This window comes from Hydrogenophaga palleronii, from assembly GCF_031457455.1.
In the GTDB taxonomy this organism is placed as follows: domain Bacteria; phylum Pseudomonadota; class Gammaproteobacteria; order Burkholderiales; family Burkholderiaceae_C; genus Hydrogenophaga; species Hydrogenophaga palleronii_A.
Genome location: NZ_JAVDWU010000001.1, coordinates 766,919 through 790,181, shown reverse-complemented (window position 1 = coordinate 790,181; position 23,263 = coordinate 766,919). Strand labels below are relative to the sequence as shown.

General features: G+C 60.6%; 17 protein-coding genes and 4 tRNA genes. 5 read left to right on the top strand and 16 right to left on the bottom strand.

Annotation, left to right across the window (positions count from 1 at the left end; all coding sequences use genetic code 11):
* Nucleotides 1–91: 91 nt before the first annotated feature.
* On the top strand, nucleotides 92–1,798 hold the full coding sequence (gene ilvD, locus J2W49_RS03690; RefSeq protein ID WP_310311673.1) for a dihydroxy-acid dehydratase: 1,707 nt from the start codon (nucleotides 92–94) through the stop codon (nucleotides 1,796–1,798).
* Nucleotides 1,799–1,843: 45 nt separating this feature from the next.
* Here the strand turns inward: ilvD and J2W49_RS03685 are convergent, their stop codons facing one another.
* Nucleotides 1,844–2,083 (bottom strand): TIGR04438 family Trp-rich protein, encoded by a 240-nt coding sequence (locus J2W49_RS03685; protein ID WP_310312172.1) that lies wholly within the window; start codon nucleotides 2,081–2,083, stop codon nucleotides 1,844–1,846.
* A gap of 121 nt (nucleotides 2,084–2,204) precedes the next feature.
* Between J2W49_RS03685 and J2W49_RS03680 the strand changes: the two genes are divergently transcribed.
* On the top strand, nucleotides 2,205–2,510 hold the full coding sequence (locus J2W49_RS03680; RefSeq protein ID WP_310311672.1) for a c-type cytochrome: 306 nt from the start codon (nucleotides 2,205–2,207) through the stop codon (nucleotides 2,508–2,510).
* Nucleotides 2,511–2,577: 67 nt separating this feature from the next.
* Here the strand turns inward: J2W49_RS03680 and acs are convergent, their stop codons facing one another.
* Nucleotides 2,578–4,572, bottom strand: a complete 1,995-nt coding sequence (gene acs, locus J2W49_RS03675; RefSeq protein WP_310311670.1) for an acetate--CoA ligase — start codon at nucleotides 4,570–4,572, stop codon at nucleotides 2,578–2,580.
* 279 nt (nucleotides 4,573–4,851) lie between these two features.
* Between acs and J2W49_RS03670 the strand changes: the two genes are divergently transcribed.
* Entirely contained in the window at nucleotides 4,852–5,742 is an 891-nt protein-coding gene (locus J2W49_RS03670; protein WP_310311668.1) for an ion transporter, read from the top strand.
* 7 nt (nucleotides 5,743–5,749) lie between these two features.
* On the opposite strand, the gene fumC is transcribed toward J2W49_RS03670, so the two are convergent.
* Entirely contained in the window at nucleotides 5,750–7,135 is a 1,386-nt protein-coding gene (gene fumC, locus J2W49_RS03665; RefSeq protein ID WP_310311666.1) for a class II fumarate hydratase, read from the bottom strand.
* A 127-nt stretch (nucleotides 7,136–7,262) separates the two neighbouring features.
* On the opposite strand from fumC, the gene J2W49_RS03660 reads away from it, so the two are divergent.
* Together J2W49_RS03660 and murI are read left to right on the top strand one after the other, a co-directional pair.
* Complete coding sequence (locus tag J2W49_RS03660; RefSeq protein WP_310311665.1) at nucleotides 7,263–8,816, top strand: fumarate hydratase; 1,554 nt, start codon at nucleotides 7,263–7,265, stop codon at nucleotides 8,814–8,816.
* Complete coding sequence (gene murI / locus J2W49_RS03655) at nucleotides 8,759–9,634, top strand: glutamate racemase (protein WP_310311663.1); 876 nt, start codon at nucleotides 8,759–8,761, stop codon at nucleotides 9,632–9,634. Before J2W49_RS03660 ends, murI begins: the two co-directional genes overlap by 58 nt.
* A gap of 116 nt (nucleotides 9,635–9,750) precedes the next feature.
* On the opposite strand, the gene J2W49_RS03650 is transcribed toward murI, so the two are convergent.
* From J2W49_RS03650 to J2W49_RS03590, 13 genes are all read right to left on the bottom strand, one after another.
* A complete protein-coding gene (locus J2W49_RS03650) occupies nucleotides 9,751–10,374 on the bottom strand; it encodes a DUF6806 family protein (RefSeq protein ID WP_310311661.1) in 624 nt (207 codons plus the stop codon).
* Nucleotides 10,375–10,416: 42 nt separating this feature from the next.
* Nucleotides 10,417–10,505 (bottom strand) — tRNA-Leu (locus J2W49_RS03645).
* 107 nt (nucleotides 10,506–10,612) lie between these two features.
* Nucleotides 10,613–10,686: transfer RNA gene (locus J2W49_RS03640), tRNA-Cys, on the bottom strand.
* Between the two features lie 75 nt (nucleotides 10,687–10,761).
* Nucleotides 10,762–10,837, bottom strand: a tRNA-Gly gene (locus J2W49_RS03635).
* Nucleotides 10,838–10,924: 87 nt separating this feature from the next.
* On the bottom strand, nucleotides 10,925–13,354 hold the full coding sequence (gene lon / locus J2W49_RS03630) for an endopeptidase La (protein ID WP_310311658.1): 2,430 nt from the start codon (nucleotides 13,352–13,354) through the stop codon (nucleotides 10,925–10,927).
* A gap of 106 nt (nucleotides 13,355–13,460) precedes the next feature.
* On the bottom strand, nucleotides 13,461–14,726 hold the full coding sequence (gene clpX, locus J2W49_RS03625; RefSeq protein ID WP_310311657.1) for an ATP-dependent Clp protease ATP-binding subunit ClpX: 1,266 nt from the start codon (nucleotides 14,724–14,726) through the stop codon (nucleotides 13,461–13,463).
* 153 nt (nucleotides 14,727–14,879) lie between these two features.
* Entirely contained in the window at nucleotides 14,880–15,497 is a 618-nt protein-coding gene (clpP, locus tag J2W49_RS03620; protein ID WP_310311655.1) for an ATP-dependent Clp endopeptidase proteolytic subunit ClpP, read from the bottom strand.
* 180 nt (nucleotides 15,498–15,677) lie between these two features.
* On the bottom strand, nucleotides 15,678–16,988 hold the full coding sequence (gene tig / locus J2W49_RS03615; protein WP_310311653.1) for a trigger factor: 1,311 nt from the start codon (nucleotides 16,986–16,988) through the stop codon (nucleotides 15,678–15,680).
* Between the two features lie 68 nt (nucleotides 16,989–17,056).
* Nucleotides 17,057–17,143: transfer RNA gene (locus J2W49_RS03610), tRNA-Leu, on the bottom strand.
* 121 nt (nucleotides 17,144–17,264) lie between these two features.
* Nucleotides 17,265–17,921, bottom strand: coding sequence for an aspartate/glutamate racemase family protein (locus tag J2W49_RS03605; RefSeq protein ID WP_310311651.1), 657 nt, complete (start codon nucleotides 17,919–17,921; stop codon nucleotides 17,265–17,267).
* Entirely contained in the window at nucleotides 17,918–20,512 is a 2,595-nt protein-coding gene (locus J2W49_RS03600) for a TRAP transporter permease (protein WP_310311649.1), read from the bottom strand. The genes J2W49_RS03605 and J2W49_RS03600 overlap by 4 nt, the downstream gene beginning before the upstream one ends.
* A gap of 104 nt (nucleotides 20,513–20,616) precedes the next feature.
* The gene (locus J2W49_RS03595) at nucleotides 20,617–21,591 is read right to left on the bottom strand and encodes a TAXI family TRAP transporter solute-binding subunit (RefSeq protein ID WP_310311647.1); all 975 of its coding nucleotides are present in this window, start codon (nucleotides 21,589–21,591) and stop codon (nucleotides 20,617–20,619) included.
* Between the two features lie 137 nt (nucleotides 21,592–21,728).
* Nucleotides 21,729–23,075, bottom strand: a complete 1,347-nt coding sequence (locus J2W49_RS03590; RefSeq protein ID WP_310311644.1) for an aspartate aminotransferase family protein — start codon at nucleotides 23,073–23,075, stop codon at nucleotides 21,729–21,731.
* Nucleotides 23,076–23,263: the final 188 nt, after the last annotated feature.

The following is a 23,263-nucleotide window of genomic DNA, read 5'->3' as shown; positions in this document are numbered from 1 at the left end:
TGAGCGTATCAAATCCGCCAGCCAAAGCTATTGGAAAACACGCCGCCCCTGCCGCATACTGCCCTCTTTTCCCCACACACGAGACGACACCATGGCCGACAACAAAACCATTCCCATCAAGCCCATCAACAGCCGCAGCGCTCACATCACCCAGGGCAAGTCGCGTGCGCCCAACCGCTCCATGTACTACGCCATGGGCTACGAGGAAGGCGATTTCGTCAAACCCATGGTGGGCGTGGCCAACGGGCACAGCACCATCACACCGTGCAATTCCGGCTTGCAGAAGCTGGCCGACGCAGCCATCGCCGGCATCGAAGAAGCCGGCGGCAACGCCCAGGTGTTTGGCACACCCACCATCTCCGATGGCATGGCCATGGGTACCGAGGGCATGAAGTACTCGCTGGTCAGCCGCGAGGTGATTTCCGATTGCATCGAGACCTGCGTCGGCGGCCAATGGATGGACGGCGTGGTGGTGATTGGTGGCTGTGACAAGAACATGCCCGGCGGCCTGATGGGCATGCTTCGCGCCAACGTACCTGCGATCTACGTCTATGGCGGCACCATCCTCCCGGGCCGCTGGAAAGACCAGGACCTCAACATCGTCAGCGTCTTCGAAGCCGTGGGCCAGAACGCGGCCGGCAACCTCAGCGACGAAGACCTGCGCGAGATCGAGATGCGCGCCATCCCGGGTTCGGGTTCCTGCGGCGGCATGTACACCGCCAACACCATGTCCAGCGCCTTCGAGGCGCTGGGCATCTCGCTGCCCTACTCGTCCACGATGGCCAATCCGCACGACGAGAAAATGAACTCGGCCAAGGAATCGGCCAAGGTGCTCATCGAAGCGATCAAAAAGGACATCAAGCCGCGCGACATCGTCACGAAGAAAGCAATCGAAAATGCGGTGGCGGTGATCATGGCCACGGGCGGCTCGACCAACGCGGTGTTGCACTTCCTGGCCATCGCGCACGCAGCCGGCGTGGAATGGACCATCGACGACTTCGAGCGCGTGCGGCAGAAGACCCCTGTGCTGTGCGATCTCAAGCCCAGTGGCAAATACCTGGCGGTCGACCTGCACAAGGCCGGGGGCATTCCGCAAGTGATGAAGGTGTTGCTCAACGCCGGCCTGTTGCACGGGGATTGCCTCACCATCACAGGCCAGACCATTGCCGAGGTGCTGAAAGGTGTGCCCGATGAGCCGCGTGCCGACCAGGACGTGATCCGTCCGATCGACAAACCCATGTACGACCATGGTCACCTGGCCATCCTCAAGGGCAATCTCAGCCCCGAAGGCGCAGTGGCCAAAATCACCGGCCTGAAGAACCCGGTGATGACAGGGCCAGCGCGGGTGTTCGATGACGAACAGTCTGCCCTGCAGGCCATTCTGGACGGCAAGATCAAGGCAGGCGATGTGATGGTGCTGCGCTACCTGGGCCCCAAAGGGGGCCCGGGCATGCCTGAAATGCTGGCCCCTACCGGCGCGCTCATCGGTGCAGGTCTGGGTGAGAGCGTGGGCCTGATCACCGACGGCCGATTCAGCGGTGGCACCTGGGGCATGGTGGTGGGCCATGTCGCCCCTGAGGCAGCGGCGGGCGGCACAATCGCTTTCGTCAACGAAGGTGACAGCATCACCATTGACGCACACCAGCTATTGCTGGAGCTCAACGTACCCGAAGCGGAAATCGAGAAGCGCCGCGCCGGATGGACGCCACCGGCTCCGCGCTATACGCGGGGCGTGCAGGCCAAATTCGCCTTCAACGCCTCCAGCGCCAGCAAGGGCGCCGTGCTGGACAACTATTGAGCCCTGGTTGAACCGTGTGCCTCGCCCGGCCGTGAGGCACACACTTCAGCGGCGCCTGGGCTTGATACCCAGCGACTCGCGCTGTTTTTCCAGGCGGTTCTTCTTCTTCAGGTCCATCTTCTCCATGGCCTTGCGCTTGGTATAGCCGCTTGCATCGGCCCAGGCCCACCAAGCCACTGCCAATGCAAAGGGCGCCAACACCCACCACCAAGACAGTTCGGCCACAAAACCGATCTCCAGATACTTCAGCAACATCATGCCGAGGCCCAATATCAGTAAATACATCACACCCTCCGGTAAAGGTCCGATAAAGCCCGGCAAGAAACTGTAAGCGGGCGTTTCAGCGGCGTTCCGATCGCTAGAATTCAGACCAACGAGCTTTTCAATCAATCACAAGGACACCCACATGAAACGCGCTTTCCTGATTATGGCCGCCCTTACCGCTTTGTCTGCACCCGCCCTGGCCGATGAGGCCCTGGCAAAGAGCAAGAACTGCATGGCTTGCCACGCCATCGACAAGAAGCTGGTGGGTCCGTCGTACAAAGACGTTGCCAAGAAGTACGGCGCCGACGCCAAGGCAGTGGACGCGCTGGCGGAGAAGATCGTCAAGGGCGGATCCGGTGTCTGGGGCGCAATCCCCATGCCCGCCAACCCCCAGGTCAGCGCTGCAGAGGCCAAGAAGCTGTCTGCATGGGTCTTGTCCCACAAATAATCCAGCCCAGTCGACAAAAAAACCCGCTGATTTCAGCGGGTTTTTTGTGGTGGATGCCCCTGCCTGCTCAGTTGGTCTTGGCCAACTGCTCGAGGATGGCGGGGTTCTCCAGCGTCGAGGTGTCCTGCGTGATGGCCTCGCCTTTGGCCAGTGCCCGCAGCAGGCGCCGCATGATCTTGCCGGAACGGGTCTTGGGCAGGTTTTCGCCGAATCGGATTTCCTTGGGCTTGGCAATGGGCCCGATCTCTTTGCCGACCCAGTTGCGCAGTTCGTTGGCGATAGCCTTGGCTTCGTCACCCGTCGGAACAGAACGCTTGAGCACCACGAAGGCCACAATGGCTTCTCCGGTCACATCGTCAGGGCGTCCCACCACGGCGGCCTCGGCCACCAGGTCCGTCTTGCCCACCAGCGCCGACTCGATTTCCATCGTGCCCATGCGGTGACCTGACACGTTGAGCACGTCATCAATGCGCCCCGTGATGCGGAAATAACCCCGGTCTGCGCTGCGCACCGCCCCATCACCGGCCAGGTAGTACCCCTTGAGCTCCTCAGGGAAATAGCTTTTCTTGAACCGCTCCGGGTCACCCCAGATGGTGCGAATCATGGAGGGCCATGGCTTCTTCACCACCAATATGCCGCCCGCGCCGTTCGGAACGTCGTTCCCGGTCTCGTCCACAATCGCGGCGGCGATCCCTGGCAGCGGCAGCGTGCAGGAGCCCGGCACCAGCGGCGTGGCACCTGGCAGAGGTGTGATCATGTGGCCGCCGGTTTCGGTCTGCCAGAACGTGTCCACGATGGGGCAGCGCTCGCCGCCCACGTGCTTGTAGTACCACATCCAGGCTTCGGGGTTGATCGGCTCCCCCACCGAACCGAGAATGCGGAGGCTGGAAAGATCGGAACGGGCCGGATGCACCTTTTCGTCGCTTTCAGCCGCCTTGATCAATGAACGAATGGCAGTGGGCGCCGTGTAGAAGATCGTGCACTTGTGCCGTTCAATCATCTGCCAGAAGCGTCCCGCATTGGGGAACGTGGGCACACCTTCGAACACGATCTGCGTGGCGCCAGCTGCAAGTGGACCATAGGCCACATAGCTGTGGCCGGTGATCCAGCCGATGTCTGCCGTGCACCAGAAGATGTCGTCATCTTTGAGATCGAAGGTCCACTGCATGGTGAGGTTCGCCCACAGCAAATAGCCCGCCGTGCTGTGTTGCACACCCTTGGGCTTACCGGTGGAACCCGAGGTGTACAGAACGAACAGAGGATGTTCCGCACCCACCATCTCGGCAGGGCAGTCGGTGGATTCGACTGCCATGGCTTCATGCATGAAGCTGTCGCGACCCGCCACCATGTTGCACGCGGTCTGGGTGCGCTGGAACACCAGCACATTCTTGATGGTCTCGCACCCACCCATGGCGATGCCTTCGTCGACGATCGACTTCAGGGGCAGTTCCTTGCCACCACGCAACTGGTAGTTGGCCGTGATGACCGCCACCGCGCCCGCGTCCTGAATGCGCTCCTGCAATGCCTTGGCCGAGAAGCCGCCAAATACCACGCTGTGGGTCGCGCCGATGCGGGCGCAGGCCTGCATCGCCACCACACCCTCCACTGTCATCGGCATGTAGACAACCACGACGTCGCCTTTTTTCACGCCCCTGGCCTTGAGCGCGTTCGCGAACTGGGACACCTTGGCCAGAAGCTCCTTGTAGGTGACCTTGGTCACCTCACCGCCGTCTGCCTCGAAGATGATGGCCGTCTTGTTTTCGACCGGCGTGCCCATGTGCCGGTCAAGGCAGTTGTAGGAGGCATTGATCTCACCGTCGTCAAACCACCTGTAGAAAGGTGCATTCGATTCGTCGAGCGTTTTGGTGAAGGGTTTGTGCCACGTCAGCGATTCCCGCGCGAGCCTGGCCCAGAAACCTTCGAAGTCGTTCTCCGCTTCCGCACACAGCGCGTCATAGGCCGCCATGCCGGACACACGAGCGCCCTTCGCAAACGCTTCGGTGGGCTCGAAAACGCGATTCTCGACCAGCGTGGATTCAATGGACGTCGAAGGTGCGGACATGGGCAGTCTCCTTAAATGTTGTGGGTTCAGGTTCGCCAGCGACTGTGCGCAAAGGCTCTTACGAGCCACTTACATGGTATACGCCATTGGACCCATCCGGCTCGAATCAGCACCCTTGCCCGTCGCCGGAACAATGCGCGGACCAAGCCGGAGAGCCGGCGCCCAAGTGATCCCAAACAATCCCCTGTGGGCAAGCGCCTCCGTGCGGTCAGGTGACGGAAGACCGCCGTCAAATCCCTAAAATGCGTGCTTCGCCGATCAGGCCACCCACCAGCTCCCATGTCCACAGACACCCTGCCATCCCTCGATTTCCGCCAACGCTGCCATGCTTTCCTGGCCCGGCCGATTATTCAACACGGCATCTTGGCGCTGATTGTGCTCAACGCGGTCTTTATGGGGCTGGAGACGTCAGCCAGCGTGATGGCCGAGGTAGGACCTTGGTTGCTGGCCGTGGACAAGGTCATCCTTGCCGTGTTCGTGCTGGAGTTGGCAGTGCGTCTGTATGTCCATCGCGGCGCTTTTTTCCGCGACCCCTGGAGCCTTTTCGATTTTGCCGTCGTGGCGATCGCACTTATCCCGGCCAGCGGCCCATTTGCGGTCCTGCGGGCCCTGCGGGTGTTGCGCGTGCTCAGGGTGCTCACCATCGTGCCGTCCATGCGCCGGGTGGTCGGAGCGCTCCTGTCAGCCATTCCCGGCTTGTCTTCGATCGCCATGGTGCTGATGCTGGTGTTCTACGTGTTCGCCGTGATCGCCACCCATCTGTTTGGTCAGCAGTTCCCGGACTGGTTCGGGCACCTGGGCCGTTCCCTCTACACCCTTTTCCAGGTCATGACGCTCGAGAGCTGGTCAATGGGGATTTCACGCCCGGTGATGGAAGAATCGCCGTACGCATGGGCCTTCTTCATTCCGTTCATCCTGTTCGCCACCTTCACCATGCTCAACCTGTTCATCGCGATCATCGTGAACGCGATGCAGACATTCACGGAAAGTGAACACCAGGCCACGGTCGGCGCGGTGGAGACGGTGGGTCACTCGATCGAACACCAGTTGCACGCGGAGGTCCAATCGCTGCGGCAGGAAATCGGGGAACTCAAAACCCTGTTGCGCACCTCAGTTCCTGGTGCCATGCCGCCAGCATCACCCCCACCGATGGGCAACGTTCCGGGTTGATCCCCGATCAGCGCCCGACCATGTTCCCGGGCACCACCCACTGGTCGAACTGCTCTGCGCTCACATAGCCCAAAGCCAGAGCAGCGGCCTTCAGGCTTGTGCCGTCAGCGTGCGCCTTCTTCGCGATCGCGGCTGCCCTGTCATAGCCGATGTGGGGGTTCAGTGCCGTCACCAGCATCAGCGACCGCTCCACCAACTCGGCAATCCGCGCCCGCTGGGGCTCGATTCCCTTGACGCAGTGTCGTTCGAAACTGTCCATGCCATCTGCCAGCAGCCGTACGCTCTGGAGAAAATTGTGGATCAACACAGGGCGATAGACATTGAGTTGAAAATTCCCTGAGGCGCCCGCGATACCGATCGCGACATCGTTACCCAGCACCTGCACGCAGGCCATGGTCAGCGCCTCGCACTGCGTGGGATTGACCTTGCCAGGCATGATGGACGAACCGGGCTCGTTCTCCGGAATTGCCAGCTCGCACAATCCGCTGCGCGGACCACTGGCCAGCCAGCGCACGTCGTTGGCAATCTTCATCAGGCTGGCGGCCAGCGTTTTCAGCGCACCGTGGGCATGAACCAGCGCATCACACGCGGCCAGCGCCTCAAACTTGTTCGGTGCACTGACCAGCGGCAAGCCGGTTTCATCCGCCAGCAGCTTCGCCACCACATCGCCAAACCCGGAGGGAGCGTTGAGCCCGGTGCCCACGGCCGTGCCTCCCAACGCCAGCTCACATAAGTGGGGCAAGGACTCCCGTATGCGGCGCTGCCCGTGGGCGAGCTGTGTCACCCAGCCTGAAATCTCCTGACCCAAGGTCAGAGGGGTGGCGTCCTGCAGATGCGTGCGACCGATCTTCACGATGTCGTCAAAGGCCCCGCGCTTCCGATCGAGTTCAGCCCGCAGGCGTTCAAGCGCAGGCAGCAACCGATTTCCAATGCCCTCCACCGCCGCAAGATGCATGGCGGTCGGAAACACATCGTTCGACGATTGGCTGCGATTGACATCGTCATTGGGGTGCACCAGGCGACCAGTGCCCCGTGGACCGCCCAGCAGTTCGCTGGCGCGGTTGGCCAGCACTTCGTTGACGTTCATGTTGGTCTGCGTGCCTGATCCGGTCTGCCAGATCGCCAGTGGGAAAGCCGAGGCATGCTGGCCAGCGATGACCTCGTCAGCCGCCGTTGCGATGGCTGTCGCTTTGTCAGGAGCCAGCCCGGCCATCTCATGGTTGGCCCTGGCACAGGCCTTTTTGATCAATGCCAGGGCATGGATCAGTTCGGGCGGCATCTTCTCGGTGGAGATGGCGAAATGGTGAAGCGACCGCTGGGTCTGTGCGCCCCAGAGGCATTCTTCGGGCACTTCGATCGCGCCCATGGTGTCATGTTCCATGCGTTGTGTCATGTGCACTCTCCTGTGTCAGCTGCGGTTGGATCGACCTGTCAAAATACACCCTGGCCCACCGTAGCAGACTTGCTCAGGCTTGTCGCGACAACAACCCCCTGCAGCAAACTCCAACCACCCCACAGCCATGACCACGAGCATCCGTCAGAACGACCTCATCGAATCCGTTGCCGCCGCACTGCAGTACATCAGCTATTACCACCCGGCCGACTACATCGCCCACCTGGCACGCGCCTACGAGCGCGAGCAAAGCCCGGCCGCCAAAGACGCCATTGCCCAGATACTGACCAACAGCAAGATGAGCGCCACCGGACAGCGGCCGATCTGTCAGGACACCGGCATCGTCAACGTGTTCATCAAGGTCGGCATGGATGTTCGCTGGGAAGGTTTCACAGGTGGCCTTGAAGACGCCATCAACGAAGGCGTGCGCCGCGGCTACAACCACCCCGACAACACGCTGCGTGCCAGCGTGGTGGCCGACCCTCACTTTGCGCGAAAGAACACCCGGGACAACACGCCTGCCGTCATCTTCACGGAAATCGTCCCAGGCAACACCGTGGACATCACGGTGGCTGCCAAAGGCGGTGGTTCCGAGAACAAGTCGAAAATGATCATGATGAATCCCAGCGATTCCCTGGTCGACTGGGTGCTCAAGACCGTGCCGACCATGGGCGCTGGCTGGTGCCCGCCAGGCATGCTCGGCATCGGCATCGGTGGCACAGCCGAAAAAGCGGTGCTGCTGGCCAAGGAGAGCCTGATGGACGACATCGACATGTACGAACTTCAAGCCAAGGCAGCCAAGGGCGAAAAGCTGAGCCAGGTCGAAGAACTTCGCCTGGAACTGTTCGACAAGGTCAACGCGCTGGGCATTGGCGCCCAGGGCCTGGGTGGCCTGACCACCGTGCTCGACATCAAGATCAAGATGTACCCCACCCATGCGGCCAGCAAGCCGGTGGCCATGATCCCCAACTGCGCGGCCACGCGACACGCGCACTTTGTGCTTGATGGCAGCGGCCCGGTCTACCTGGATCCGCCCAGTCTGGACCTCTGGCCCAACGTCAACTGGACGCCGGATACCGAAAAGAGCCAGCGCGTCGACCTGAACACGCTCACCAAGGAACAGGTGGCCAGTTGGAAACCGGGCCAGACCCTGCTGCTCAATGGCAAGATGCTCACCGGCCGGGACGCCGCGCACAAGCGCATCCAGGACATACTCGCCAAAGGCGAAAAATTGCCTGTGGACTTCACCAACCGGGTCATCTACTACGTCGGCCCGGTGGACCCCATCCGCGACGAGGCCGTTGGTCCCGCAGGCCCCACCACCGCCACGCGCATGGACAAGTTCACCGACATGATGCTGGAGCAAACCGGGTTGATCGCCATGATTGGCAAAGCCGAACGTGGCCCTGTCGCCATCGAATCCATCAAACAGCACAAGAGTGCATACCTCATGGCGGTCGGTGGTGCAGCCTACCTCGTCTCCAAGGCCATCAAACACGCCAAGGTGGTGGGGTTCGAAGACCTCGGCATGGAAGCCATCTACGAATTTGACGTGATCGACATGCCTGTGACCGTAGCAGTGGATTCGGGCGGCACCAGCGCCCACATCACCGGTCCTGCCGAATGGCAGAAGCGCATCGCCAGCGGCGAGTTCAAGGGCATTGGCGTCACCAGCGCTTGAGAACCGTCGGGGTCTTCGACAGCGGCGTGGGCGGCTTGAGCGTGCTGCGTGCTTTGCAGCGCGAGGTACCCCACACGCACTGGATCTATCTCTCCGACAGCGCCTTTGCACCTTACGGGGGCCGCAGCAATCAGGAAGTCATCGAGAGGTCCCTGCGCATCACGGCATGGCTGACCCAGGAACACCCGCTCGATGCACTCGTCGTGGCTTGCAACACAGCCACGGCTCATGCGATCGACAGCCTGCGTGACATGTTCCCGGCTCTGCCCATCGTCGGCGTGGAGCCGGCCCTGAAAACCGCCGCCCAGACCTCACTCACAGGGTGCATTGGCGTACTGGCCACGAGTGGCACGCTGGCAAGCAGCCGTTTTGCCACACTGCGAAACAAGGTGGAGACCTCCGCAGCTGGATCAGGCTTGACATTCTTTTGCCAGCCCTGCCCAGGACTGGCAGATGCGATCGAGCAGGATGACAAAACGGCAATCGAGCTTCTTTGCAGACGATTCGTCACGGCCTTGATGAATCAGGTTCCTGTGCAAAAAAGCCTGGACAGTCTGGTGCTTGGATGCACGCACTACCCCTTTGCCATCGAAACGCTGAAACAGCTCTGCGGACCGAGCGTGCATCTGATCGATAACGCAACGCCGATTGCAAGAAGAACCGCAAGCCTGCTCGGTGATGCTCATACGGCTCAGGCCACGGCTCAGCATGGCTGCGTTTCACTCTGTGCCACGGGAAGCATCGCGGCCTTGAAAGAAACTTGTGAGCGTTGGCTACCTGGCTTGCATCAGAGGGCGACCCGCCAGATACCAATCTGAAGGCCGGCCTCTCACTCCCGATCAACAATCCACCAGTTTGGTGCAGTAGCCGGGCACAACCGTGGTCAGAAAGGGCCACTCGTTGGGTGCTTGAGCCAGGAAAAAAACCACCGTGTTCAATGCAAGTGCCTTGGCTTGCGGGGTCCGCCGTGACCAGAGGACCCGCCATGGCCACGCGGTGGTTTGCCGAGCTGCATGGAGTTGACCAACGCATCAAACCGCTGTGTGAACAGTTTGTCGACGGCAGCAACAACCTCGCCAAGCTCCGCAGAGTCAAAGTGGCGCTCCATCACATGGATCACGTCTTGCACCAGGAGATCGCGCTGCACTTGCATGATGGCCGCCGGCGTGGGGCCGACAAAACACATCATGAAATCGTCCCGCGCCTCTTCTTCGGCCGCGTCGTCTTCCTCGTCGTACTCCGTATCGTAAAAAGACACTTCAAGCGGCGCACCTGCAGCTGCAATGTCATTGAGCGCCATGCAGGTCTCTTCGATCACCTGTCGAAACTCTTCACCACCCGGTACCGTCCAGCACATCTGGAGTACGTGGGTGGCAGCATCGAACCGGATGCCTGGCTCATCCTCGTAGGCACTTTCAGCGGCGGCAGCGAGCGAGCGCGCCCCCGCGTACTGCCATAAGGGTTTGAGCGCGTCCTGTATCTGGGCATACACGACGTCCTCGCGCAGGGGTACATCCCCATGCACATGTATCTCAAAGGGGGCGTTGTAACGGGTCATGGAAACTCACTGTACCGGCGATTCCGGAAAAATCCTAGGGACTGGTGCCTCGAACCGGAATCGAACCGGTACGCCCGATTAAAGGCGGCGGATTTTAAGTCCGCTGTGTCTACCAATTTCACCATCGAGGCACGCCATGTATTGTCTCAGGTTGGTCGGGCCTGACCTGCCCACGTGCCCTGCCGAGCGAACCGCAAAAAAAAACCTCGACAACCTAGGTTGGCGAGGCATGGAGGACTGGAGGCGCGACCCGGAGTCGAACCGGGCTAGACGGATTTGCAATCCGTTGCATAACCGCTTTGCTATCGCGCCACAGACTGGAAACGTGCAGGTCAGACGTTCCAACAAACCGACAAAAAAGGGAAGCAATGCTTCCCTTTTTGAATCTGGAGCGGGAAACGAGATTCGAACTCGCGACCTCAACCTTGGCAAGGTTGCGCTCTACCAACTGAGCTATTCCCGCATTTTTCAGAACATTGCTGTGCTTGTCTGAAGCTGAAATTATAGCGTAGAAATCGAGCCCTTTTCAAGACCCTCTACATTTTTTGAGTCAGTGTTTCACTGCGTCAGGCGAAGGCGCGGGACGGCCCACGGAGGCAGCCACTTGAGCGGCAACCTCTTCATCCGTCAAGGCGACGGGCTGGCGCTCGAGCGCCACTGCCAGCACCTTGTCAATCCACTTGACGGGGACGATTTCAAGACCCTGCTTCACGTTTTCAGGAATCTCCGCCAGATCCTTGACGTTCTCCTCCGGAATGATCACCGTCTTGATCCCGCCACGCAGTGCGGCAAGCAGCTTTTCCTTCAAGCCACCAATACCGGTCACCTCCCCTCGCAGCGTGATCTCGCCCGTCATGGCCACATCAGCCCTCACGGGGATGCCTGTCAACGATGACACCAGGGCGGTGGTCATGGCGGCGCCTGCGCTGGGACCATCCTTGGGTGTTGCACCGTCGGGTACATGAATGTGGATGTCGCGTTTGTCGAACTGCTCATCCTTGATGCCAAGCGCCCGTGCGCGGCTTCTCACCACCGTGCGAGCAGCTTCCACCGACTCCTTCATCACATCGCCCAGCGATCCCGTGCGGGTGATCACGCCTTTGCCCGGCATGATCGCGACTTCAATGGTCAACAGATCGCCACCGACCTCTGTCCAAGCCAGACCGACCACCTGACCCACCTGATTCTGAACCTCTGCGCGGCCATAGTTGAACTTGCGCACACCCAGAAACTCGTTGAGGTTCTCGGCATCCACGACCACGGTGGGTGTGTACTTCTTCAGCAGCAAGCCCTTGACCACTTTGCGGCAGATCTTGGAGAGTTCGCGCTCAAGAGAGCGCACGCCGGCTTCGCGCGTGTAGTAACGAACAATGTCGCGCACCGCGTCTTCGCGAATCTCCATTTCACCTTCTCGAATGCCATTGTTCTTGAGCTGTTTGGGCAGCAGGTAGCGAATGGCAATGTTGATCTTCTCGTCTTCGGTGTAGCCGGACAAGCGAATCACTTCCATGCGATCCAGCAGCGCAGGCGGGATGTTCATGGAGTTGGAGGTAGCGACGAACATCACGTCCGAAAGGTCAAAGTCGACCTCGACGTAATGGTCAGCAAAAGTGTGGTTCTGCTCTGGGTCGAGCACTTCCAACAGCGCGCTGGAGGGGTCACCCCGGAAGTCCGTGCCGAGCTTGTCAATTTCGTCCAACAGGAACAAGGGGTTGCGCGTGCCCACTTTGCCAAGGCTTTGCAGCACTTTGCCAGGCATGGCACCAATGTAGGTTCGACGGTGCCCGCGAATCTCGGCCTCGTCGCGCATGCCACCCAAGGCCATGCGCACATACTTGCGACCGGTGGCTTTGGCAACCGACTGACCCAGAGAGGTCTTGCCCACACCGGGCGGTCCTACAAGGCAAAGGATGGGGGCTTTCACCTTGTCCACGCGCTGTTGCACTGCAAGGTATTCAAGGATCCGGTCCTTGACTTTTTCAAGGCCGTAGTGATCTTCGTTCAAGACGGCCTCGGCGTGCGCGAGATCGTGCTTGATCTTGGTCTTCTTGCTCCATGGCAACCCCACCAGCGCATCAATGTAGTTGCGCACCACCGTGGCCTCGGCCGACATGGGTGACATGAGCTTGAGCTTCTTGAACTCGGCGTCGGCCTTTTTGCGTGCCTCGGCGGGCATCTTGGCAGCCTTGATCTTCTTTTCGATCTCTTCGATGTCGGCGCCCTCTTCGCCTTCACCCAATTCCTTCTGGATGGCCTTGACCTGCTCGTTCAGATAGAAGTCGCGCTGGTTTTTTTCCATCTGCCGCTTGACCCGACCACGGATCTTCTTATCAACGTTGAGGATGTCAACCTCGCGCTCCAGCTGCTCGAAGAGGTTCTCCAACCGTTTGTTGACCGGATCCAGATCGAGCACCACCTGCTTCGACTCCAGCTTCAGCGGCAGGTGCGCAGCAATGGTGTCGGCCAGTCGACCGGGATCGTCAATGCTGGAAATCGACGTGAGAATCTCGGACGGAATCTTTTTGTTCAGCTTCACGTACTGGTCAAACTGCTGCATCACGGCGCGACGCAGTGCTTCGAGCTCGTTCGACTGCGATTCGGCGCGCTCAACCTGAGGATCCACCGGCGCCACGCTGGCCACGAAGTGACTTTCACCGTCACGGATGTCTAGCACCTTGGCACGTTGCAGCCCTTCGACCAGCACTTTCACAGTGCCGTCGGGCAGTTTGAGCATCTGCAAGATGGTGGCCACGCAGCCCATCTCGAACATGTCTTCGGTCGAAGGCTCATCCTTCGCGGCTGCTTTCTGAGCCACCAGCATGATCCGGCGCTCGGCTTCCATGGCCGATTCCAGTGCCTTGATGCTCTTGGGTCTTCCTACAAAGAGTGGAATGACCATGTGCGGGAAGACCACGACATCGCGCAGCGGCAGCAATGGCAGATCAATCGGTGAGTTGGGCAAAGGGGTGTGTCCGGACATTTCAACCTCGACAAAATGGGCACGTGGGGCAGATGCGGGCGATTTCAACCGGACGCATCATCAACTTCACACAGACAGAGGCATGACGCGTGCCTGGAGGCGACATTCAGGCCTGCTTGGCGGCCTCGCGGTACACCAGCAAGGGTGGTTTGTTCTCTTCGATCGTGCTTTCGTCCACCACAACCTTTTCAACATTGCTCATGCCCGGCAGTTCGAACATGGTGTCGATGAGCGCGTTTTCGAGGATCGACCGCAGACCTCGCGCCCCAGTCTTGCGGGCCAGGGCTTTCCGAGCAATAGCCTTCAGTGCGGCTGGACGGACTTCGAGCTCGGCACCCTCCATCGACAGCATGCGAGCAAACTGCTTCACGACAGCGTTCTTGGGCTCGGTGAGGATTTCAACCAAGGCGTCTTCACTGAGCTCGGCAAGCGCCGCAATCACGGGCACGCGCCCCACGAGTTCAGGGATCAAGCCAAACTTGATGAGATCTTCCGGTTCGATTTCCTTGAAGGCATCGGTCAGGCTACGTTGTTTCTTGCTCTTGACCACAGCGCCAAATCCAATACCGGACGCTTCGGTGCGGTTCTCGATGATCTTTTCGAGCCCGGCGAACGCGCCACCACAAATGAACAGAATGTTCGTGGTGTCGACCTGAAGAAAGTCCTGATTGGGGTGTTTTCTGCCGCCTTGAGGAGGCACCGAGGCCATGGTGCCTTCAATGAGCTTGAGCAACGCCTGCTGCACACCTTCACCGGACACATCCCGCGTGATGGAGGGATTGTCGGACTTGCGGGTGATCTTATCGATTTCGTCGATATAGACGATGCCCTGCTGGGCCCGCTCAACCTCGTAGTTACAGCTCTGCAGCAACTTGGCCACGATGTTCTCGACATCTTCGCCAACATACCCTGCTTCCGTGAGCGTGGTGGCATCGGCCATGACAAAGGGCACATTGAGCATGCGCGCCATGGTCTGTGCCAGCAGCGTCTTGCCTGAGCCCGTGGGGCCAATCAGCAGGATGTTGCTCTTGGCCAGTTCGACGTCGTCCTTTTTGGCGCTCTGCTTGTGACGCAGGCGTTTGTAGTGGTTGTACACCGCCACCGCCAGCGCCCGTTTGGCAGAGTCCTGCCCGATCACATAGTTGTCCAGATTGGACTTGAGCTCTGCTGGCGTTGGAACATCGTCCCCTGCCGCCTTGACCGATTCCAGACCCGGCAGCTCGTCGCGGATGATGTCGTTGCACAGGTCAATGCACTCGTCGCAGATGAACACCGAGGGGCCAGCGATCAGCTTCTTGACCTCGTGCTGGCTCTTGCCACAAAACGAGCAGTAAAGCGCCTTTTCAGGCGTGGTGGCTTTTTTGTCGGCCATGGGTCTTTGGTGTCAGGTGTGCGGGAAACGGGGTATCAGGACCAATGATAGTTCAAGGCCCACCCGGGCTGATCGAAGGAAAAGCACCCGGAATGTGGACATTGATACAAACTCAATGAAGATGTCGTGGACGCGGCATCGTTCAACCGGGTATCAGGCGGCGCCAGGTCGCTTGTCGATCACCTTGTCGATCAGGCCGTACTCGGCCGATTCGGCTGCGGACAGATAGTAGTCGCGCTCGGTGTCGCGCTCGATCTTCTCCAGCGGCTGCCCGGTGCGCTCGGCAAGAATGCGGTTCAGCTGCTCGCGGGTCTTGAGGATTTCGCGTGCATGGATTTCGATTTCGGTCGCCTGCCCCTGCGTGCCACCCAGCGGCTGGTGGATCATGACTTTGGAGTTAGGCAAGGCAAATCGCTTTCCCTTGGCACCCGCAGCCAGCAAAAAGGCGCCCATGCTGGCCGCCATGCCGATGCACAGTGTGGACACGTCGGGCTTGACGAAATTCATGGTGTCGAAAATCGCCATGCCGGCGCTGACCGAGCCACCGGGAGAGTTGATGTAGAACGAAATGTCCTTGTCAGGGTTCTCGCTCTCAAGAAACAGCAACTGGGCCACCACCAGATTGGCCGACTGGTCATTCACGGGACCGACGAGGAAGATCACGCGCTCTTTGAGAAGGCGGGAATAGATGTCGTAGGCGCGCTCGCCTCGGCCGGATTGCTCGATGACCATGGGCACCATGCCCAGGTTCTGAATTTCCATTGCGCTCATGCGTTTCTCCATGTTTTGATGCATTGCGATTTCCATACTGTAACCAACCCGCCGCCGCCTTGCCGACGCAGCACCCATGGCCGTGATGGGCATATGGCGCACTGGAGGCCAAACACAAGCGGCCAGGCGAAAAAAAGGGCGGACAAGTCCGCCCTTTCCCGCAACGAGGCCATGCAAGTGTCAGGACTGACCCATCAGCTCATCAAAACTGATGGCCTTGTCGTTGACCTTGGCTTTGGACAGCACGAATTCGGTGACGTTGTTTTCAATCACGATGCCTTCGACCTCGGCCATACGGCGGTTGTCGCCGGTGTACCAGCGCACCACGTCGGCGGGCTTTTCGTAGGAAGCAGCAAGCTCTTCAATGTGCGCCTTGATCTGCTCCGGCTTGGCGTGCAGTTCGTTGGCGCGAACCAGCTCAGCGACCACCAGACCCAGCTTCACACGGCGCTCCGCTTGAGGACGGAACAGTTCTTCGGGAATGGGGGCTTTGTCTGCATCCTTCACGCCGCGCTGCTTGAGGTCTGCGCGCGCGCCTTCGACCAGCCGGTCGAGCTCGGCCTGGACCACAGATTTCGGCAGGTCAAGCTCAGCCTTGGCTGCCAACGCATCCATCGCTGCCTGCTTGTTGCGCGCCTGGAGGCGGAACTTCACTTCGCGCTCCAGGTTCTTACGGATGTCGGCGCGCAGGGCCTCAACCGTTCCTTCGGCAATGCCAAGGGACTTGGCCAGGGCCTCGTCCACCTCGGGAAGGTGGGCGGCTTCGAGCTTGTTCACGGTCACGAGGAAATCGGCGGTCTTGCCGGCCACATCCTTGCCGTGGTAATCCTCGGGGAAGGCCAGGGGGAAAGTTTTGGACTCGCCAGACTTCATGCCGCGCACCGCGTCTTCAAACTCCTTGAGCATCTGGCCATCGCCCACGATGAACTGGAAACCTTCGGCCTTGCCGCCCTCAAACGGCTCGCCGTCGATCTTGCCGGCGAAGTCGATCGTGGCGCGGTCGCCGTCTTGCGCGGCCTGATCCTGAGCCCGTTGGGCAAAGGTGCGGCGCTGCTTGCGAAGGATGTCGAGCGTGCGGTCGATGGCCGCATCGGTCACTTCTGCCGAAACGCGTTCCACTTCAGCGGTCGACAGATCGTCGATCTTGACTTCAGGGTACACCTCGAACACGGCATCAAAAGCCAGCTGGCCTTCAGGCGACTCTTCCTTTTCCGTGATCTTGGGCTGGCCGGCCACGCGCAACTTGGCCTCATTGGCGGCCACCGCAAACGCTTCGCCGACCTTGTCGTTCATCACTTCATAGTGAACCGAGTAGCCATAGCGCTGAGCGACAACATTCATGGGCACTTTGCCGGGACGGAAACCGTCCATCTTGACGTCGCGCGCGATGCGCTTGAGGCGGTTGGACACCTCGTTCTGGATCACATCGGCCGGCAGCGTCAGCGTGATCTTGCGCTCGAGCTTCTCAAGGGTTTCTACGGTCACGGTCATCGCAATCTCCAAATGGGTGGCGGTCAACCAGCCTGCCTGGCCGACCCGGGATCTTTTCGTCTGTGAGGTGGTGCGCGGGGGGGGACTCGAACCCCCACACCATTGCTGGCGTCAGGACCTAAACCTGGTGCGTCTACCAATTTCGCCACCCGCGCGCCTACATTGCAGTGCCTGGCTCGGCCATCCGGGATAGTCTCTATCTCAGCGCTGGGCTTTCGGTCATCCGCTTCACGGCAACCCAAGATTGTAGCCTCACGGCACTCTTCGTCGATCGAATCATGCGCTCAGACGCCTTCGCAGCGCACGGACCGCACTGCCTGGTGTGGTGAGCACGGGAATGCCCAGTTCGTGTTCCACGCGACCACCGGCCCTTGCCATGCTGAACTGTGCCAGCGCAATCACCTCGGCACCCTGATCCCTGAGCTGCCGGGCGGCGCCCAGCACCAGTGCGTCGTGCCGGTCACCGTCGCCTCGATTCAGCGCGTCCAGCGCACCATCGGCAAGTCGGGTGACGAGATCAGCGCCGGAGGGGAACTCGGGCGGCATGGAGGTCAAAGTGGGCGCAAACGAGGCGATGAGACCGATTCGTCCTCCAAGGGCCACGGCATCAGCCACCATGGCCTCGTTGGGCTTGAGCACCGGCATGTGAGGGCGACGCGCAGCGGCCGCTTCAATGCACGGACCAAATGCCGAACAGGTGAACAGAATGGCGTCGGCGCCAGTACCCTCGGCATAAGCGGCCAGCGCCTCGAAACGCTGATGCATGACCTCGTCCAGGCCACCGGCACCTCTGCCGGCATGGCGAGCCAGGTCGGCGGAAAGGCTGTCGTCGAGCAGGTTCATGCGAACGGCCTCCGGCCATGCCGCCGCCAGCGCTTCATTGATCGGCGCCACGGAATGCGCCAGGGCATGGACGAGCGCGATCCGGGTCATTGCACTGGCGCTGCGGCAGGTGCCACAGGCTGACGAGGGCGCCGCAAGCGCTGCAGGAACATCACCAGCAGCAAAAGGACCACAGCCGGGATGAACACCCACTCCTTGGCAGGACGATCGGCCGGAATCTCGGCCGACACGATGCGGAAGCCTTGCTCCATGCCCAGCTTCTCGGCCGGACTGCCGAACTTCACACCGGAGATCAGGAGTTCGTCGCCCTGCGCGACCACGCTTACCCCGGCGCTTGACAGGCGTTCGCGCGCTGGCGCCTGAGCACCCAGCGGCAGCAACACGCCCTTGCGCACATCGTCCCCGTTGAGGTTGGTGCCTTCAATCCACAAACGCTTGCCCGTATTGGCCGGAGCCTCCTCGATCAACTTGTTCATGCTGGCGGCCGGCACCATGTCGTAAGGCGGGTAGACCATGTCCCACCAGAAGCCGGGCCGGAACAGGGTGAAAGTGACGAGCAGCAAGGCAAGGCTCTCGTACCAGCGCGAGCGCACGAGAAAGTAGCCTTGCGTGGCCGCCGCAAACACCAGCATGGCCACCACCGCACTGACCACCGTGAGCACCAGATGGAACGGACCGGTCAAGCCGATGAAGAGCAATTGGGTGTTGAAGATGAACAGGAACGGCAGGATCGCGGTCCGCATGCTGTAGAAGAAAGCGGTGATACCGGTCTTGATGGGATCAGCCCGCGCTATGGCGGCAGCTGCAAAAGAAGCGAGACCCACCGGTGGCGTTACGTCGGCCATGAGGCCGAAATAGAACACAAACAGATGCACTGCAATGAGCGGGACGATCAGGCCGCTCTGTGCGCCCAACTCCACCACCACGGGCGCCATCAGGGTGGAGACCACGATGTAGTTCGCCGTGGTGGGCAAGCCCATGCCAAGGATCAGGCTGATGAATGCCACCAGCACCAGCATCAGCATGAGGTTGCCGCCAGAGAGCAGCTCCACCAGTTCGGTCATCACCAGACCCACGCCCGTGAGCGACACCGTGCCCACGATGATGCCCGCAGCGGCCGTGGCCACACCGATGCCGATCATGTTGCGTGCGCCGGTGGCCAGACCATCGACAAGATCGGCGAACCCCTGCCGTGTGGCCGCTCCGACGGAACCCTGTTGCCGGAACATCGCGACAATGGGTTTCTGGGTGACCATCACGAAGATCATGAACATCGTGGCCCAGAAGGCGGAGAGGCCTGGCGACATCTGTTCCACCATCAGGCACCAGATCAGAACCACCACGGCCAGCAGGTAATGCAGGCCTGATTTGACGGTGGGGCCGGTCTCAGGCAGCTCGAACACCGGTGCATTGGGATCATCCAGCTCCAGTTCTGGCTGCTTGGATCCGAACCAGAGCAGGCCCACATAGGCGCCCAGGAGACCGGCACCCACGATCCAGATGGCGGCGTCCCCCATCACGGTTTTGATCCAGCCAATACCCCAGTACACCGCACCGGCCAGCACCAGAAAGCCGCTGACAGTCAGGCCGAACGAGAGCAAACGGGCACTGGCGGTACCCGTGTTTCGACGCGGCAGTCCGACCATGTCGGCCTTCAGCGCCTCAAGATGCACGATATAAAACAGTGCGATGTAAGAAATGATGGCTGGCAGAAAGGCGTGCTTCATGACCTCGATATAGGGAATACCAACGTACTCCACCATCAGGAACGCGGCGGCACCCATCACAGGCGGCATGATCTGCCCATTGACCGAGCTGGAAACTTCGACCGCTCCCGCCTGGTCGCCGCGGTAGCCCACGCGCTTCATCAGGGGAATGGTGAAGGTGCCCGTGGTGACGACGTTGGCGATCGAGGAGCCGGAAATGATGCCTGTGGCCGCCGACGAAAGCACGGCCGCCTTGGCCGGACCACCGCGCATGTGGCCCAGCAGGGCAAAGGCAGACTTGATGAAGTAGTTGCCAGCACCCGCCTTGTCCAGCAACGATCCGAAGAGAACGAACAGAAAGATGAAGCTGCTGGAGACGCCGAGCGCCACACCGAACACACCCTCGGTGGTGAGCCACTGGTGGCTCATTGCGCGATTGAGCGAAAAGCCCCGGTGGGCGATCATGTCAGGCATGTAGGGGCCGCCGAACGTGTAGACCAGAAACACCACGGCCACGATCACCATGGGCAGGCCGAGCACCCGGCGCGTGGCCTCAAGCAGTAGCACCACGCCGACGGCTGCGGTGTACACGTCCATAGGCGTGGGCTGGCCGGGGCGGGTGGCCAGTTGGTCGTAAAACAGAAAGAGGTAGGAAGCACAGAAAGCGCCCCCAATGGCCAACACCCAGTCCATAACCGGCACGTAGGCCCTGGGCGACCGCTTGAACGCCGGGTAGGCCATGTAGGCAAGGAACACGGCAAACGAAAGGTGGATCGCACGGGTCTCGGTGTCGTTGAACACGAACACGCCCAAGGTGAATGGCAGCGGCGACGCAATCCATAGCTGAAACAGCGACCATGCAATGGCCACATAGAGCAGCAGGCGGCTGATCACGGGGCCAGGCGAGCGGCCGCCGGTGTCGTTATCTGCCACCAGCTGGTTGACATCCACGTCGGTTGCGGTTTGGGTTTTCATGCAGTCCTCTTGGTATGAAGGTGGGGATGCAAACAAAAAAAGCCCTGACGAATCAGAGCTTTCCTGTGGCTGCGGCCCTTGTCGACCTCAGCAGTCGGGCGAAATTACATCCAGCCCTTTTCCTTGTAGTACTTCAGGGCACCAGGATGCAGCGGAGCCGACAGGCCGTCCTTGATCATGTTCTTGGGATCCAACGCGCCAAAAGCGGGGTGCAGCTTCTTGAACTCGTCAAAGTTCTCGAACACGGCCTTGACCAGCTCATACACCGCCGCATCATCCACCTTGGCCGAAGTCACAAAAGAAGCCAGCACACCGTAGGTAGGCGTGGGGTTCGGGTGACCGGCGTACAGACCGCCAGGAATGTTGACCTTGGCGTAATAGGTGTTGGCCGACACCAGCTTGTCCACAGCCGCACCCGTCAGGGGCACCAGCTTGGCGCCGCAGGTGGTAATGGGGTCCTGGATGTTGGCGCTGGGGTGGCCCACCCCGTAGAAGAAGCCATCGATCTTGTTGTCGCAGAGGGCGGCACCATGTTCGTCGGCCTTGAGCTCGGCAGCCAGGCCGAAGTCGGAGACTTTCCAACCGGCCGTGCTCAAGTACTCTTCCATGGCGGCGCGAGTGCCCGAGCCAGGGTTGCCAATGTTGAAACGCTTGCCTTTGAGGTCTTCAAACTTGGTGATGTTGGCTTCCTTGCGCGTCAACACGGTGAAGGGCTCGGGGTGGATGGAGAAAACCGCACGCAGGTCGCTGTGCTTGCCGTCCTTTTCGAACTGGCGGGCGCCATTGACGGCGTTGTACTGCACGTCAGACTGCGACACACCGAAATCAAGCTCGCCGGCCTTGATGGTGTTGATGTTCACCACGGAACCACCGGTCGATTCCACCGAGCAGCGGAAGCCATGCTTGGCGCGGTCCTTGTTCACCAGGCGGCAGATGGCGCCACCCGCAGCGTAATAGACGCCGGTGACGCCACCGGTGCCGATCGTCATGAACTTTTGCTGGGCCTGGACGCTTGTCACCGGCGCGAGCATGGCGGTGGCGGCGGCAATGGCGGTGATGCATGCGAACAATTTTTTCATTGAGGTCTCCTGCAGGGTCGCTGCGTTGCATGGAAAAAAATCGACAGATCGTGTCTTGGACTGGTGATGTTAATTCAAACGTTTACCTCCCAACGCGTCGCGCCCTAAGTAATAACCCCGTCATGCCATCCACAGGTTTACCCGGCAGATCGAATGGCGGCGTCGATGGAGCGGTTCAACCGCTCGACAATCTCCGCCAGTTCTGCCTCACTGGCCACAAAAGGTGGTGCCAGCAGCACATGGTCGCCACAGCGGCCGTCCACTGTGCCTCCCATGGGGTAGACCATCAGTCCTTCTGCCATGGCGGCCTTCTTGATGCGCGCGTGCAGCTTCAAATCCGGGTCGAACCACTGCTTGCTGCGCCTGTCCGTCACGAGCTCAAGCCCCCAGAACAAGCCTCGGCCGCGGATGTCGCCCACATGCGGGTGGCTGGAAAACGCCTCTAGCAGTCTGGCCTGGAACGCCTCGCCACGGGATCGCACCTGCGCCAGCAGACCATCCCGCCGAATCACCTGCTGCACCGCCAACGCCGCCGCGCAGGCCACGGCATGGCCCAGGTAGGTGTGCCCATGCTGGAACAGGCCACTGCCCTGCCGAAACGTGTCCACCAGCCGGGCCTGGGCCAGCACGGCACCAATGGGCTGGTAGCCTCCGCCCAGACCTTTGGCGATGGTGACCAGGTCGGGCACCACGCCCTCCTGCTCGCAGGCGTGCAAGGTGCCGGTGCGTCCCATGCCGCACATGACCTCGTCAAGAATGAGCAAGATGCCGTGACGGTCACACAGTTCGCGCACGCCGCGAAAGTACCCAGGGACCGGAGGCAAGACTCCTGCGGTGGCGCCGCCCACCGTCTCGGCCACAAAAGCGATCACGTTTTCAGGGCCGAGCTGCTCAATCGTGGCTGACAGTTCCGCCACCAGACGCTGGCCGTATTGCTCAGCGCTCTCGTCTTCGCGACGGTCACGGTATTCGTAACACGGCGCCACGTGGGCCACGTTGATCAGCAAAGGCTTGAATTGCTCCCGCCGCCAAGCATTGCCACCCACGGCCAGCGCACCCAGGGTGTTGCCGTGGTAGCTCTGGCGCCTCGCGATGAAGTGCCGGCGCTGGGGTTGACCGATCTCGACGAAATACTGGCGCGCCATTTTCAGCGCCGCCTCCACCGCTTCAGAGCCGCCACTGACAAAGTAGGCATGGCTCATGCCTTCAGGCGCACTCTCGATCAACAGATCAGCAAGCTCCTCGGCGACTTCGGTGGTGAAGAAGCTGGTGTGGGCATAGGCGAGCTTGTCGATCTGCGCGTGCATGGCTGCGATCACGTCGGGGTGCCCGTGCCCCAGGCAGGAGACGGCCGCACCGCCCGAGGCGTCCAGGTACGCCTTCCCGGCGCTGTCGGTGATGGAAATCCCCTGACCACTCACGGCCACAGGCAGGTCGTGATGCAACTGGCGATGAAAAACGCGGGTGGAGGTTGAAGCAGGCATCGATGGCAAGCGGCGAAGCGCCGATGTGGTGAAAAACAAGCCAGTGTAGGTACCTGGGTGAGATCGTAAAAATGCCTTTTTGCGCCGATTCCATGCCTTTTGCTTATGGTCTCGGATCGCCACAGACCATGACTTCGCGGCATGGGCGAGTGTGCAGTCGGCATTTTTCAGCAGGCGACGAACGCCCT

Coding starts and splice junctions, on each gene's coding strand:
- ilvD (WP_310311673.1), top strand. CDS start 92: ATGGCCGACAACAAAACCATTCCCATCAAGCCCATCAACAGCCGCAGC.
- J2W49_RS03685 (WP_310312172.1), bottom strand. CDS start 2,083: ATGTATTTACTGATATTGGGCCTCGGCATGATGTTGCTGAAGTATCTG.
- J2W49_RS03680 (WP_310311672.1), top strand. CDS start 2,205: ATGAAACGCGCTTTCCTGATTATGGCCGCCCTTACCGCTTTGTCTGCA.
- acs (WP_310311670.1), bottom strand. CDS start 4,572: ATGTCCGCACCTTCGACGTCCATTGAATCCACGCTGGTCGAGAATCGC.
- J2W49_RS03670 (WP_310311668.1), top strand. CDS start 4,852: ATGTCCACAGACACCCTGCCATCCCTCGATTTCCGCCAACGCTGCCAT.
- fumC (WP_310311666.1), bottom strand. CDS start 7,135: ATGACACAACGCATGGAACATGACACCATGGGCGCGATCGAAGTGCCC.
- J2W49_RS03660 (WP_310311665.1), top strand. CDS start 7,263: ATGACCACGAGCATCCGTCAGAACGACCTCATCGAATCCGTTGCCGCC.
- murI (WP_310311663.1), top strand. CDS start 8,759: ATGGCAGAAGCGCATCGCCAGCGGCGAGTTCAAGGGCATTGGCGTCAC.
- J2W49_RS03650 (WP_310311661.1), bottom strand. CDS start 10,374: ATGACCCGTTACAACGCCCCCTTTGAGATACATGTGCATGGGGATGTA.
- lon (WP_310311658.1), bottom strand. CDS start 13,354: ATGTCCGGACACACCCCTTTGCCCAACTCACCGATTGATCTGCCATTG.
- clpX (WP_310311657.1), bottom strand. CDS start 14,726: ATGGCCGACAAAAAAGCCACCACGCCTGAAAAGGCGCTTTACTGCTCG.
- clpP (WP_310311655.1), bottom strand. CDS start 15,497: ATGAGCGCAATGGAAATTCAGAACCTGGGCATGGTGCCCATGGTCATC.
- tig (WP_310311653.1), bottom strand. CDS start 16,988: ATGACCGTGACCGTAGAAACCCTTGAGAAGCTCGAGCGCAAGATCACG.
- J2W49_RS03605 (WP_310311651.1), bottom strand. CDS start 17,921: ATGACCCGGATCGCGCTCGTCCATGCCCTGGCGCATTCCGTGGCGCCG.
- J2W49_RS03600 (WP_310311649.1), bottom strand. CDS start 20,512: ATGAAAACCCAAACCGCAACCGACGTGGATGTCAACCAGCTGGTGGCA.
- J2W49_RS03595 (WP_310311647.1), bottom strand. CDS start 21,591: ATGAAAAAATTGTTCGCATGCATCACCGCCATTGCCGCCGCCACCGCC.
- J2W49_RS03590 (WP_310311644.1), bottom strand. CDS start 23,075: ATGCCTGCTTCAACCTCCACCCGCGTTTTTCATCGCCAGTTGCATCAC.